Consider the following 14,348-nt stretch of genomic DNA (forward strand, 5'->3'; position numbering starts at 1 on the left):
TGAGAGACATGTCCTCCTCGCCTTCCGCGCAGAACTCCTCGCCTTCCTCCACTCTTTCCACCCCGGCTGCACTGTGGCGCCTGAAGCCCTTCGTGAAGCCCGTCATCTGGCGGCTCGCCGGCGGTGCCGCCAGTGCGCTCATCGCCGCGCTCATCGCCCTGATGATCCCGATCGTCCTCGAACAGATCATCTCCGGCCCGGTCCGGTCGGGAGAGATCAGCGCGATCGTCTGGGGCGCCGCGGCCGTCTTCGCGCTCGCCCTCGGCGAAGCGCTGATGGTCTGGCTGCGTCGTCAGTTCGTGCTCAATCCCTCGACCGAGGTCGAGTACAAGATGCGCACCGAGCTCTACTCGCGCCTGCAGACCCTTCCGGTGTCGTTCCACGACCGCTGGGGCTCCGGCCAGCTGCTCAGCCGCATGATGCAGGACATCGGTCTCATCCGCCGTTGGCTCGCCTTCGGGCTGGTCCTGCTCGTCGTCAACGTGCTCACGATCATCATCGGTTCGATCCTGCTGTTCCGGTGGCACTGGCTGCTCGGTGCGATCTTCCTGGTGACCGCGATCCCGCTGTGGATCCGCGGCTACCTGTTCGAGAAGCGCTACGGCGCCCTGACCCGTCGCAGCCAGGATCAGGCCGGCGATCTCGCGACCAGCGTCGAGGAGAGCGTGCACGGCATCCGTGTGCTGAAGGCGTTCGGGCGCGGAAAGCATGCGCTCAGCCGTTTCAGCCGCCAGGCCGAGACGCTCCGCGAGACCGAGATGAGCAAGGCCGGCGCGATCGCGTCGATCTGGTTCTGGCTCGACCTCATGCCGCAGATCGCGTTCGGTCTCAGCCTGATGTCCGGGATCTGGCTGATCTCGCAGGGGCAGATCGATGAGGCTCAGCTGTTCGCCTTCTTCGCGATGGCCGTCGTGCTGCGCTGGCCCATCGAGTCGATCGGCTTCCTGTTCTCGTTCATGCTCGACGCCCGCACGGCCACCGATCGCGTGTTCGACATCTTCTCCGAGACCAACACCATCACCAACCCGGAGAACCCGGTGCACATCGCGCATCCGCGCGGAGAGCTCGCGTTCGAGAACGCGCACTTCCGCTACCAGGACGCCGGTTCGCACGAGCGGGATCTGCTCGACGGTATCGACCTGGTCCTGCGTCCCGGGGAGACCATGGCGCTGGTCGGGCTCACCGGCAGCGGGAAGACCACGCTCACCACGCTCCCGACGCGTCTGTACGACGTGACCGGGGGAAGGGTCACGCTCGACGGCGTCGATGTGCGAGACCTCCCGCTCGCCGAGCTCCGCCAGCACATCGCCATGGCGTTCGAGGACGCGACGCTGTTCTCGGCGACCGTCCGCGAGAACGTGCTGCTCGGCCGCGCCGAACTCGACGTGCACAGCGAAGAGGGGGAGCGGGTGCTCCGCGAAGCCCTCGAGGTCGCTCAAGCGTCGTTCGTCGATGCGCTCCCCGAGGGCGTCGAGACCGTGATCGGTGAGGAGGGGCTCAGCCTCTCCGGTGGTCAGCGTCAGCGGCTGGCCCTCGCTCGCGCGGTGGCGGCGAAGCCGAAGGTGCTGGTGCTGGACGACCCGCTGTCGGCGCTCGACGTCGACACCGAGGCGCTCGTGGAGGAGGCGCTCCGGCACGTCCTCGCCGACACCACGGCCCTGATCGTCGCGCACCGCCCGTCGACGGTGGCACTCGCGGACCGGGTCGCCCTGCTCGAGGGTGGGCGCGTGACCGCGGTCGGCACCCACTCCGAGCTTCTGAAGACGAGCCGGCACTATCGGCATGTCATCTCCAGCCTGGAAGCGGAGGAGGCGGCGCGGACCGGAGCGATCCCGATCATCCGTGACGAGCAGCTCGCGGTCGCCGAAGAGGTCCGTGAGGGACTCGCGAAGCAGGCCGCGGACGAAGACCCGATCATCGAGAAGGAGGTGCAGCGATGAGCTCCGCCATCACCGGAACCCAGAACGAGGACCGTTCCGAGTACACCCGCGAGGAGAGCAAGGAGATCCGTCGTCGGTCCCTCCGACTGCTCGGTTCCCTGGTCCGCCCGCTGAAGCTGCAGATTGTGCTGGCCGCTGCGGTGCTGATCGTCTCGACCGCGCTGCAGGTCGCCGGACCGATCCTGATCAGCATCGGGCTCGACCGTGCGCTGCCGGCCGCGGTGAAGCAGGCCGACTGGATGCCGACCTTCATGATCGGCGGCATCTACCTGCTCGCCGGAGCGCTGGCCGCGGTGCTGATCGCCTGGTACGTGATCATCGCCGCCAAGCTCACCCAGGCGGTGCTGCTCGATCTGCGCAAGCGCATCTTCCTGCACACTCAGCGCCTGAGCCTGGAGTTCCACGAGTCCTACACGTCCGGCCGCATCATCTCGCGCCAGACCAGTGACCTGGACTCGATCAAGGAACTCCTCGACGGCGGACTGAACGAGCTCGTCTCCGGCGTGCTGTTCGGTGTGTTCACCTTCATCGCCCTCTGCATCTGGGACTGGCAGTCAGGATTGATCCTCGCGATCGGTGGCGTGCCGCTGTTCTATCTGATGCGCTGGTTCTACTCGCGCTCGCAGCTCGTCTACCGCGAGTCGCGCGTGATCAGCGCGAAGGTCATCGTGCAGTTCGTCGAGACCATGACCGGTATCCGCGCCGTGAAGGCCTTCCGCAAGGAGCCGCGCAACGATAAGGCGTTCCAGGAGATCGCGGGCGACTACCGCGATGTGAACCGTCGATCGATGCTGCTGTTCGGGACGTTCGAGCCCGGGCTGATGGGCGTCGCCGCGCTGGTCCTCGGCATCGTGGTGCTCTGGGGTGGGATCCGTGTCTCCGAAGGCGCACTCACGGTGGGCGTGCTGCTGTCGGCGGTGCTCTACGTGCGCAACTTCTTCGCGCCGATGCAGGAGATCGCGATGTTCCTGAACTCCTACCAGTCGGCGACGGCTGCGCTGGAGAAGGTGTCGGGTGTGCTCGAAGAGGTGCCGACGGTGCCGGACCCCGAGAAGCCGGTCGACCTCTGGGAGTCCCGCGGCCACATCCGGTTCGACGAGGTGACCTTCGGCTACAACGGCGAGAAGACGATCCTCCCGAACTTCTCGCTCGACATCCCCGCCGGCGAGACGATCGCTCTGGTGGGCACGACGGGCGCGGGCAAGTCCACGCTGGCCAAACTGATCTCGCGGTTCTACGACCCCTCGGAAGGACGCGTCACACTCGACGGAGTGGACCTGCGCTCGCTGCACCCGAAGGACCTCCGCCGCGCGATCGTGATGGTCACGCAGGAGGCCTACCTGTTCAGCGGCACGGTCGCCGACAACATCGCCCTCGGGAAGCCGGATGCCTCGCTCGAGGAGATCCGTGCGGCGGCGAAGGCCGTCGGGGCGGACGAGTTCATCTCGTCGCTCCCGGACGGGTACGGCACCGATGTGAACAAGCGCGGTGGGCGGGTCTCTGCGGGGCAGCGTCAGCTCATCTCGTTCGCGAGGGCGTTCCTGGCCGACCCGGCGGTGCTGATCCTCGATGAGGCGACGGCATCGCTGGACATCCCGTCGGAGCGTCTCATCCAGGACGCGCTGCAGACGCTGCTCAAGGACCGCACGGCGATCATCATCGCGCACCGCCTCTCGACCGTCGCGATCGCCGATCGCGTGCTGGTGATGGAGCACGGGAAGATCATCGAGGACGACAGTCCGGAGGCGCTGATCGGCGGCACGGGCAAGTTCGCCCAGTTGCATGCAGCGTGGCAGGGCACACTGGTCTGATGATGTCGTCGCTTCCTCCGCTGCGGACCCGGGCACGCCCCGGGCCCGCAGCGGGGGAGGTCCGTCTCGGAGCCTCCGCGCAAGGGGTTCGGCGGACGCGCAGGCTCGGTAGCATCGAATCATGGACCCGTTGCTGCTCGCCGCCGAGTGGTGGTGGCTCGCGCCGACCGCGGCCGCGGCAGGAACGGTCGGCTGGATCGGCCTGCGCAGGCGGAGCACCATGAGCGGGCGGCGCCTCGAGGTCGATGCGGCGCGGCACGACCTCCGGATGGCCCAGGCTGCACTCGTCGAGAGGCGCGCGGCGCTCAAGGTCGCCCGCGCCGATCATGCCAGGGTCGTGGCGGAGCGCGCGGCGCGGCGGGCGTCCCCCGATCAGGTCGCGAGTTCCCGACGCATGCTGCGTGACGTCGAGCGCGACGCCAAAGCGTGTGCGGCCGACGTCAAGGCCAAGCAGGCGAGGCTCCACGCCGCAAGAGCCGCTGTTCCCGCGGCTTCCGCTCCCCGTCCCCTCGACCGGTTGCGCTCCACGCATGATGCGGTGGTCGCCCGGTGGATGGTCTATGAGACCGACCCCGCGCGCCAGATCGCCTATCCCGAGATGACCGACGTCAAGCAGCCGGCGACGGTCGCGTATCTGCGTGCGTCGGAGCGGGCGAGCGAGCTCCGACGCGGGCTCGGGGATCGGCCGACACCCGCCGAGTTCGCCGCGTACCGGGATGCGGTGGCGGCGCTCGCGAGTGCCTTCGAGGTCGCCGAGCACGCGGCCCGGGTCAAGGCGGGAGAGGTGCCGGCGGCGCCCGCGTGGCAGGACGCGGCTCAGGATGCCATCGCTCGTTCGACCGAGGCGATCGAACGAGCGGCGGCCTCTGCGGCTTCGGCGCTGACCAACTGGGCCTCGCGAGGGCGCCGAGGAGACCCGCCCCGCAGCGATCGCTGACCACGCGAGGCGCACGCGGCCCCGAAGGTGCGTGGGAGCGGTCCCGCAGCCGAGGGCGACGAGGTCTCGATGGGGGAGGGGATTCGAGACCCCGCCGCCGGTCTAGGGTGTGACTCGGATCTCGGCGATGACCTCGCCGTAGGCGGTCTCGCCGACGGGCGTGAACCCGACGCGGTGGAAGAACGTCTCCGGACCGCCCTCTCCGGCCTCGTAGATCACGTTGACGTGGTCGACACCACGTGCGCGGGCTTCGCCGATGAGGGACTCGACGGCATACCGGCCGACGCCGCGTCCCTGATCATCGGCGTCCACGTTGATGCGCCACAGCACGGAGCGGAAATGCTCCTCCGGCGCTTCGTCATCGAAGTTCGCGCTGACGAAGCCGACGACCTCGTTGCGGTCGAGGATCACCCGCTGCCAGGACGTCTTCGGATTGATGACCGTGGCCGCGATCCCGTACGAGACGGGAGCGAGGAACTGCTCCTGTCCGGGCTTGAGCGACAGGTTGTTCACGGCGACGATCGTCGCAGCGGAGAGTTCGACCATGCGCAGTTCGGACATGCACCCAGGCTAACCCCTCCGGCGCGGAGGCACACGTCCCCGCGGAACATTTCACTTCGGCGTGCTCGCGCATCATGCCCGGGAGGCGTCGGCGGCGCCGGTCCGGCCACGCGGTCAGAGCCACTCAGGTATCTTGGTGTCGAGACAAATTGACTATCAGAGCGGAGAACCACCTGGTGACCGACGACGCCATCATCTACACGCACACGGACGAAGCGCCGGCGCTCGCCACCGCCTCGTTCCTGCCGATCATCCAGGCCTACACCGGCCAGGCAGGCATCGAGGTCGAGACTCGCGACATCTCGCTGGCAGGACGCATCCTCGCTGCCTTCCCCCAGAGGCTCTCGCCGGAGCAGCAGGTCGGCGATGCGCTTGCGGAGCTCGGCGGACTCGCCACGCTCCCCGAGGCGAACATCATCAAGCTGCCGAACATCTCGGCGTCCATTCCGCAGCTCAAGGGCGCGATCGCCGAGCTGCAGGCGCAGGGCTACGACATCCCGGACTTCCCCGACGAGCCGTCGTCGCTCGAGGAGAAGGACGTCCGGGCCCGCTACGACCGCATCAAGGGCTCCGCCGTGAACCCGGTGCTGCGTGAGGGCAACAGTGACCGCCGCGCTCCTCTCGCGGTGAAGAACTACGCGAAGAAGCACCCGCACCGCAACAAGCCGTTCGCGGCGGGATCGAAGACCCGTGTCGCGACCCTCGGCCACGACGACTTCAAGCACAACGAGCGTTCCTGGGTCGCGGCCCACGACGACGTGCTCAGCTTCCGTCACACCGCGGAAGACGGCACGGTCACGGTGCTCAAGGAAGGACTCAAGGTCCTGCCGCGCGAGATCATCGACGCGACTTTCCTCTCAGCCACGGAGCTCGACGCGTTCCTCGCCGACACTCTGGCGGCCGCGAAGGCCGACGACGTGCTCTACTCGGTGCACCTCAAGGCCACCATGATGAAGGTCAGCGACCCGATCATCTTCGGTCACGTGGTGCGGGCCTTCTTCGCCGACGTGTTCGCGCAGTACGGCGATCAGCTCGCCGCTGCCGGGCTCAGCGCGAACGACGGCCTCGGATCGATCCTCAGCGGACTCGCGAACGTCGCGGGGGGCGAAGAGATCGCCGCGGCCTTCGACCAGGCCATCGCCGAGGGGCCCCGCCTCTCGTACGTGAACTCCGACAAGGGCATCACGAACCTGCACGTGCCGAGCGATGTGATCGTCGACGCGTCGATGCCCGCGCTCGTCCGCAACGGCGGCAAGCTCTGGGGCAAGGACGGGGAAGAGGCGGACACTCTCGCCGTCATCCCCGACTCCTCCTACGCGAGCGTCTACCAGGCCGTGATCGACGACGTGATCGCCAACGGTCCGCTCGACCCCGCCACGATCGGCACCGTTCCCAACGTGGGGCTGATGGCGCAGGCGGCCGAGGAGTACGGCAGCCACGACAAGACCTTCGAGATCGCGGCGGACGGCATCGTCCAGGTGCTCGACAGCGAGGGCACCGTCGTCATCGAGCACACGGTCGGCAAGGGTGACATCTGGCGCGCGACGCAGACCAAGCACATCCCGGTGATGGACTGGGTCCGACTCGCGGTCTCGCGTGCCCGTGCCACCGGCGACCCCGCGGTGTTCTGGCTCGACGCCAACCGCTCGCACGACGCGCAGATCATCGCCAAGGTGCACCAGGGGCTCGCGACGCTCGACACCAAGGGGCTGACGATCACGATCCTCGCGCCCGAGGAAGCCACGCGCTACACGCTCGCGCGCATGCGCCACGGCCTGGACACCATCTCGGTGACGGGCAACGTGCTGCGCGACTACCTGACCGACCTGTTCCCGATCCTCGAGGTCGGCACGAGCGCCAAGATGCTCTCGATCGTGCCGCTCCTCGCCGGCGGTGGACTGTTCGAGACGGGGGCAGGAGGCTCCGCACCCAAGCACGTGCAGCAGCTGGTGGAGGAGAACTACCTGCGCTGGGACTCGCTGGGCGAGTTCTTCGCGTTGGCCGCCTCGCTCGAGCACTTCGCCGACCGTACGGGCAACGAGAAGGCGCGGGTGCTGGCCGAGACCCTCGACGCCGCGACCGGAACCTTCCTCGAAGAGGACCGTTCGCCGGGACGCGCGCTCGGAACGATCGACAATCGCGGGAGCCACTTCTACCTGGGCCTGTACTGGGCGCAGGAGCTCGCGAAGCAGACGAAGGACCCCGAACTCGCTGCGGCCTTCGCCCCGATCGCCGCGACGCTCACCGAGAACGAGGAGAAGATCGTCTCCGAGCTCAACGCGGTGCAGGGTGCGCGGGTGGAGATCGGCGGCTACTACCGTCCCGATGACGCCCTCGTCTCCGCTGTCATGCGCCCGTCCGTGACGCTGAACGGCATCGTCGACGCCCTGCGTTGATCCACGGGAAAGGGGGCGGATGCGTCGGCATCCGCCCCCTTTCCTGTCCCAGCTCCCTTCCGGATGCATGATCCCCGAGCACGTGCATGACCCGGTCCGGGGGCGGGGTCATGCACGTGTGGTTCGGTCATGCATCTGCGCGGCCGGCGCAGGCGGTGTGTGCGGATCAGCGGTGCGTGCGGATCAGGGGTGCGTGCGGATCAGTAGTAGACGGAGATCTCGAGGCCCTCGGGGGACCAGTCGTAGACGTACTTGGCCAGATCGATCGGCAGGTTGACGCAGCCGTGGCTCATCCGCTGACCGAAGTTGTTGTGCCAGTAGGTGCCGTGGAAGCCGATGTTCGGGGCGAACCAGGTGATCCACGGCACGTCTTCCGTGCAGTAGGGCGCGCCCTCGAAGCAACCCATGTCCTGCATCGCCGTGTGCGCGAACACCCGGAAGTTGCCCGCCGGGGTCAGGGTGCCCGGAAGACCGGTGGAGACGGCCCAGGACTTGACGACCTCGTCGTTCTCGAAGAGGTACGTGCGCTGCTGGCTCAGGTTGATCTCGATACGACGGAAGAGGTTGACCGTCTCGAATGCGGTCTCGGTGACCGTGAGCTTGTAGACGCCGTCGCCCGCGGCGAGCTGCTGAGCGAACTCCGCCGCGACGTCTGAGGTGTCACCGAGCGCGCGGCCTGCGACGCCCTCCCGCTCGGCGCGGAGCACGGTGCCGCCGGAGTCGACGATGTTCGTGGCGTTGACCGGAGCGCGGTCGACGAGTCCGGGAAGCGTGTCGACGGTCGCCTGGATGGTCGCGGGTTCGGCCTCGATGCGCAGCTGGCCGTCTTCATCGATCACGGTGAGCCAGCTGGCGGCGACCGCCGGCGCGACGGGGACGGTGCGTTCGTCGCCCACGTAGAAGCCGACGGTCGAGAGCATGGTGTTGAGGGAGGCGGCCGTGGCCGTGGCGTCGTCGTCGGAGACGGCGGGCAGGGCTTCAGCAGGACCACCCGGGTAGTCGAACGTCGTGCTCCCGCCGGCGACCGCGTCGGCGAAGGCGGCATTGAGATCGTCGACATCGATTCCGGTGCCGGCCTCGGACGGGGTGATGACGTAGGTGCCGGCGGCCGCGTCGAACACGACACCGGCGTCCACCGGGTCGTCGAAGCTCGTCGGGACGGCGCTGCGCAGCGCCGCGGACGCGGTGTCGGCATCGAGGGTGATCTCGCCCGGGACGGGATCGCCCATCCACATGCCGAGATTCCAGAGCGGACGCTCTGCGAAAGCGGTATCGGCGAGCGCGGTGGCGTCGACCGTGGCGCCGAGGTCTGCGCCGGTGAGCACGGTGTCTTCTCCCGCACCCGTCAGGGTGACCTCGGTCTGAGCGATCTGCGTGCTGACGGCCTCGGCGGCAGCGCCCGGCGTCATCCAGCCGACCGGCACTCCGGCGACGGTGGTGCCCGGTGCGATGAGGACCAGGGATGCGGCGCCTGCGCCCAGAGCGACGGCGCCGAGACCGATCCCGATCCAGAGGCCGAGGTGCCGCTTCTTGGGGGCCGGTTCGATCGGAGCCCAGGCCAGCGGCTGCTCGCCGGTGGTGGGCGGCACCGTGTCGGTCGGCGCGTCTGCCGGCGTGAGCACGGCCGTCGGGGCGGAGTCGTCGCCGTGCGCCTCGGCTGCGCCCGGCGCAGAAATCAGATCGGTCACGAACTTCACCCCCCGGTTCTCAAACGTGTCCTGGGGATCAATGGTACGGGATGGGAGGTAACGGGGAGGCAACGGTCCGTGGTATCGTCACCCCCCCCGCGCTCCGGGTGTCAGTCGATGATGGCGATGCCGTCGATCTCGACGAGCATCTCCTCCCGCGGCAGGCCGGTGAACACGGTGGTGCGCGAGGGGAGCACGCCGCTCGTGGTGTGTGCCGTGACGAACGCACCGTAGGCGTCGTTCATGATCGGGAAGTCCTCGCGCTTGGTGAGGTAGACGCGCAGCATCACGACGTCATCGAAGGTCGCGCCCGATGCCTCCACGATCGCCTTGACGTTCTCGAGGGTGCGAGTGGTCTGCGCGGCGACGTCCCCCGGGTGGAGGTATTCGTTCGTCTGCGGGTCGACGGGGCCCTGCCCGGAGACCTGCACGAACGGACCCTTGCGGATCCCCTGGGAGAAGGTGTGAGCGGGGGCGGGGGCGGCGTCGGTGGAAACTCGGATCTTCGCGGTCATGCCGCCAGCCTAGTAGCCTTGTTAGATGCCTCTACAAATTCCGGATCCCGTTCTCGGCGCCTGGACGAAGGGCTTCCCGGCGCGCGCCGCGGGACTCCGTCTCTCGGAGGTGCCCGATGCCGGACTGCGCCTCTCCGATCTGGTCACCCCGGTGCTCACGGTGCACGAGGAGGCGCTGGGGCACAACGAGGAGACCGTGTTCGCCTGGGCGAAGGAGCAGGGGGTGCTGCTCGCCCCGCACGGCAAGACCACGATGGCGCCGGCGCTCTGGCAGCGGCTCCTCGACGCGGGGGCATGGGGCATCTCGGTCGCCACACCGTGGCAGGCCGAGGTGGCGATCGACGCGGGCGTCCCGACCGTCCTGATCGCCAACGCCGTCACCGACCGCGCCGCCGTGCGTCGACTCGGTGAGCTGCTCGCCGCCGACGAGGATCTGCGCGTCCTGTGCGGGGCGGACTCGATCGCCGGGGTCGAGATCCTGGCGGCGGGGATGGGTGATGCGGCACGACCGCTCGATGTCCTCGTCGAGCTGGGCGGCGCCCACGGCCGTACGGGCGCGCGGACCGTGGTGGAGGGGGAGCGGATCGCTCAGGCGATCTCGGACGCCCCCGGTCTCCGGCTCGCCGGTGTCACGGGTTACGAGGGACCGTTCGGACCGGATCGCAGTGACGCGTCCATCGAGGCTGTCGACGCCTACCTCCGGACCCTGGTCGCGCTGCATACGAGGGTGGAGTACCCCGAAGGTGTCCGGCCCGTGCTCAGTGCCGGCGGCAGCGCGTTTCCCGACCGCGCGGCGGCTGTGCTTTCCTTCGCGGGGGCCGGGGCGGATGTCGTCCTCCGCTCGGGCGCGTTCCAGATCCACGACGACGGCTTCTATTCGCGGATGTCCCCGTTCGGCCCCGTGACCGGCACCGCGCCGCTTCGCTCCGCGATGCACGCCTGGTCCCGCGTCGTGTCGCAGCCGGAGGACGGACTCGCCCTGCTTGATGCGGGTCGGCGGGATGTGCCGTTCGATCTCGACCTGCCCGTGCCGCAGTCCGTCGAGGGGGAGATCACCGCCCTGAACGACCAGCACGCCTTCCTCCATCTCGCGGACGGCGCGGCGGTGGCCGTCGGCGACGTCGTGCGTCTCGGTCTCTCACACCCGTGCACGGCGTTCGACAAGTGGCGGGTGGTCGCGGTCATCGACGATCCCGACGCCGCTGATCCTCGCGTGATCGGAGCGGTCGCGACATGCTTCTGAGCGCGGAGAAGGCTGCGGTCGGGCTGGTGCGGGTGTATCGCTCAGCGACGGTCGTCGATGGGACGGGTGCCGCCCGCTTCATTGCCGACGTGGCGGTCGAAGGGGCCCGGGTCGTCGCGGTCCTGCCGGTCGCCGAGCCGGACGATGTCCTCGACCTTCCGGACGGGGCGATCGAGATCGACGCGCGCGGTCTCGTGCTCGCCCCCGGATTCATCGACATGCACGCCCACAGCGAGCTCGCGGTGCTGAGCGGCACCGCCCACGACGCGAAGATCCGGCAGGGCGTGACGACCGAGGTCCTCGGCCAGGACGGTCTCGGCTATGCGCCGCTCGACGACGCCACCGCCGCGGTCATCCCGGGCCAGATCGCCGGATGGAACGGGATGCCCGCCGACACGCCCTGGCGCACCATGGACGACCTCCTCTCCGCGATCGACGCGGCGACGGTCGCGAACGCCGCTGTCCTCGTGCCCCAGGGCAACCTCCGGATGATGGTGGTCGGTCACGAGAACCGTCCGGCGACCGCCGAGGAGATCACCGCGATGGCGGAGCTGCTGGGCGCTGCTCTCGACGCCGGCGCCTTCGGGATGTCGAGCGGCCTCACCTACACGCCCGGGATGTATGCCGACGTGGCCGAACTCGAGGCGCTGTGCCGGGTCGTCGCCGAGCGCGGCGGATACTGGGCGCCGCACACCCGCAGCTACGGCGGGGGAGCGCTCGAGGCCTACCGGGAGGCGCTCGACATCGGTCGCCGCACGGGCTGCCCCGTGCATCTCACGCACGCCACCATGAACTTCGCTCCGAACAGGGGACGCGCCGGGGAACTGCTGGCAGTGATCGATGGGGCCATCGCCGACGGTGTCGACGTGACCCTGGACACCTACCCCTACCTGCCTGGTGCGACGACGCTCGCGGCTCTGCTGCCGAGCAGGCTGGCAGCGACGGGTGACCTGCTGCGTGTCATCTCGGACCTCGACGCCGCCGGCCGCGAAGCCGTGCGCGTAGAGCTCGAGGACATCGGCTGCGACGGGTTCCACGGCGAGACGGCGGACTGGACGCAGATCCAGATCTCCGGCACCGCCAACCCCGCACTCGCCGATCTCGTCGGTCGCACGGTGGCGGAGATCGCCGAGACGACCGGACGACGGGCCGTCGACGTCGTGCTCGACACGGTGCTCGCCGATGCCGGTGCGACCGGGATCCTGATGCACATCGGCGATGAGGAGAACGTGCGCGCGATCATGCGCCATCCGCAGCACTCGGGAGGAAGCGACGGGATCCTGATTGGTGCCCGACCGCACCCGCGGGGCCGTGGCACCTTCCCCCGGTACCTCGGACACTACGTGCGCGAGCTCGGAGTCCTCACGCTGGAGGAAGCTGTCCAGCACCTTTCCGCGACGCCGGCGCGTCGCTTGGGCCTCGACCGCGGAGACGCCCCGCGCGGCGTCATCCGGCAGGGAGCGATCGCCGACCTGGTGCTGTTCGATCCGGAGACGATCGCCGCGGGCGCCACCTTCGACAGCCCCTTCACCGCTCCGCAGGGCATCGTCGAGGTGCTGGTCGACGGCGTGGCCGTGGTCTCCGACGGCGAACCCACGGGGGCCGCGCCGGGACGGGCGCTGAGGATGCCACCGGCGGCACATCGGTCGACGGTACCCCGCGTCCGGGCGCACATCGATGCTGCGGAGCCCGGCTTCGTCTGGACGAGCGGGACACCGATCGCCGGGTCACCGGAGGTCGCCGCCGCGATTGCGCGGCTGGGCGGTGGAGGGCACGATGCCGCCGCCGCACCCATCCGGCTGCTCATCGACGGTGACCTCGGCGCCGCGGCGGCGTCGAACGGCCGCATCGCCGACGAGGCCTTCCGCGTGCGCGTGGACGCCGACGGCATCGAGGTCCGGGGCGCGAGTGCGGCCGGGGTGTTCCGGGGCGCCACGGTGCTGAGACAGCTGCGCGATCCGGATGCGGAGTCGGCGCTGGTCCCGGCCGGTGCGTGGGAGGGGGCGCCCGCATACGGCTGGCGCGGGGTCATGCTCGATGTGGCGCGGCACTTCCGGCCGGTCGACGAGGTGCGTCGGGTGATCGACCTCCTCGCCGAGCACCACCTCAACGTCCTGCATCTGCACCTCACCGATGACCAGGGGTGGCGCTTCGAGGTTCCCGGCTACCCGCTGCTCACCGAGGTCGGCTCGCGCCGAGAAGCGACGCAGCGCGGTCATGGTCCGCTCGCCACCGTCGAGCCGGGCGTGCATGAGGGGTATTACACCACCGCGGAGCTGCGCGAGCTCGTCGCCTACGCGGCCGATCGCTTCGTGACGCTCGTGCCGGAGGTCGAGCTGCCCGGCCATGTCCAGGCCGCGCTCGCCGCCTACCCGCAGCTCGGCAACGTCGATGTCGCCGACCCGGCTGTCTCCGCGTGGGAGCGCTTCGGGGTCAATCCCCGCACCCTCGCGCCGACCGAGGCCGCGCTGGCGTTCGGGCGCGCGGCGATCGATGCCCTGTGCGAGGTGTTCTCCTCGGAGTGGATCGGGATTGGCGGCGATGAGGTCCCCGTGACCGAGTGGGCGGAGAGCCCGGCGGCCGCCGCGCGGATGACGGAACTCGGACTCGCCACCCCGTACGACGTGCAGCCGTGGTTCACGGCGCACTTCGTCGCGCACGTCCGGGCCAGAGGGCGCACGGCGCTCGCGTGGGACGAGGTGCTCGAGGGCGAGGTGCCGGAAGGAGTGCGGATCCTCGCCTGGCGGGGGCCGGTGGCGATGCGGGCCGCCCTGTCGCGCGGGATCCCCGTCGTGGCCTGTCCCGACCTCGAGGCCTATCTCGACTACCCGCAATCGGAGTCGGCGGAGGAGCCGATCAGGGTGGGGCCGCCGTTGACGATCGAGCGCGCGTACTCGCTTCGCGTCGAGGAGGGCGCGGTGGGCGGTCAGGCCAACGTCTGGAGCGAGCATCTGCCCACCCGTGACCGTGTCGACTTCGCGATGTTCCCGCGGCTCGCGGCGATCGCCGAACGGCTCTGGGAGGGCGGCGAGCCGGCACCGTACGCCGACTTCGCTCGGCGCCTTCCGACCCATCTGCGCCGTCTGCGCGCCGCGGGTGTGCGGTATCGTCCCTTGGATGGGCCCACGCCCGATCAGCGTCGTCCGGGAGTGCCCGGCAAGCCCCTCACGATCGAGGCCAGGGAGGGGATCGTCGCCGGCCTGGTCGCCCGTCTCAGGGAGCGCTCGGAGAGCACTCCCGTCGAGCATCGAAAGTAA

Annotated in this window: 9 protein-coding genes; 6 read left to right on the forward strand and 3 right to left on the reverse strand. The window is 69.4% G+C overall.

Annotation, left to right across the window (positions count from 1 at the left end; translation table 11 throughout):
* The first annotated feature begins 8 nt into the window (after positions 1 to 8).
* From FGL91_RS09760 to FGL91_RS09770, 3 genes are all read left to right on the forward strand, one after another.
* A complete protein-coding gene (locus FGL91_RS09760; RefSeq protein WP_153243716.1) occupies positions 9 to 1,940 on the forward strand; it encodes an ABC transporter ATP-binding protein in 1,932 nt (643 codons plus the stop codon).
* The gene (locus FGL91_RS09765) at positions 1,937 to 3,751 is read left to right on the forward strand and encodes an ABC transporter ATP-binding protein (protein WP_047519850.1); all 1,815 of its coding nucleotides are present in this window, start codon (positions 1,937 to 1,939) and stop codon (positions 3,749 to 3,751) included. Before FGL91_RS09760 ends, FGL91_RS09765 begins: the two co-directional genes overlap by 4 nt.
* Before the next feature lie 121 nt (positions 3,752 to 3,872).
* Entirely contained in the window at positions 3,873 to 4,688 is an 816-nt protein-coding gene (locus FGL91_RS09770; protein ID WP_131492480.1) for a hypothetical protein, read from the forward strand.
* Positions 4,689 to 4,790: 102 nt separating this feature from the next.
* Here the strand turns inward: FGL91_RS09770 and FGL91_RS09775 are convergent, their stop codons facing one another.
* On the reverse strand, positions 4,791 to 5,249 hold the full coding sequence (locus FGL91_RS09775) for a GNAT family N-acetyltransferase (protein ID WP_153243717.1): 459 nt from the start codon (positions 5,247 to 5,249) through the stop codon (positions 4,791 to 4,793).
* A gap of 176 nt (positions 5,250 to 5,425) precedes the next feature.
* Between FGL91_RS09775 and FGL91_RS09780 the strand changes: the two genes are divergently transcribed.
* A complete protein-coding gene (locus tag FGL91_RS09780) occupies positions 5,426 to 7,645 on the forward strand; it encodes an NADP-dependent isocitrate dehydrogenase (RefSeq protein WP_153243718.1) in 2,220 nt (739 codons plus the stop codon).
* 200 nt (positions 7,646 to 7,845) lie between these two features.
* On the opposite strand, the gene FGL91_RS09785 is transcribed toward FGL91_RS09780, so the two are convergent.
* On the reverse strand, positions 7,846 to 9,342 hold the full coding sequence (locus tag FGL91_RS09785) for a L,D-transpeptidase family protein (RefSeq protein ID WP_153243719.1): 1,497 nt from the start codon (positions 9,340 to 9,342) through the stop codon (positions 7,846 to 7,848).
* 101 nt (positions 9,343 to 9,443) lie between these two features.
* The gene (locus FGL91_RS09790; RefSeq protein ID WP_047519842.1) at positions 9,444 to 9,848 is read right to left on the reverse strand and encodes a RidA family protein; all 405 of its coding nucleotides are present in this window, start codon (positions 9,846 to 9,848) and stop codon (positions 9,444 to 9,446) included.
* A 25-nt stretch (positions 9,849 to 9,873) separates the two neighbouring features.
* On the opposite strand from FGL91_RS09790, the gene FGL91_RS09795 reads away from it, so the two are divergent.
* Complete coding sequence (locus FGL91_RS09795; RefSeq protein ID WP_227991442.1) at positions 9,874 to 11,091, forward strand: alanine racemase; 1,218 nt, start codon at positions 9,874 to 9,876, stop codon at positions 11,089 to 11,091.
* Positions 11,082 to 14,348, forward strand: coding sequence for a family 20 glycosylhydrolase (locus FGL91_RS09800; protein WP_153243720.1), 3,267 nt, complete (start codon positions 11,082 to 11,084; stop codon positions 14,346 to 14,348). The genes FGL91_RS09795 and FGL91_RS09800 overlap by 10 nt, the downstream gene beginning before the upstream one ends.

Origin of the sequence: Microbacterium sp. CBA3102 (genome assembly GCF_007954505.1) — a bacterium.
GTDB lineage: Bacteria > Actinomycetota > Actinomycetes > Actinomycetales > Microbacteriaceae > Microbacterium > Microbacterium aurugineum.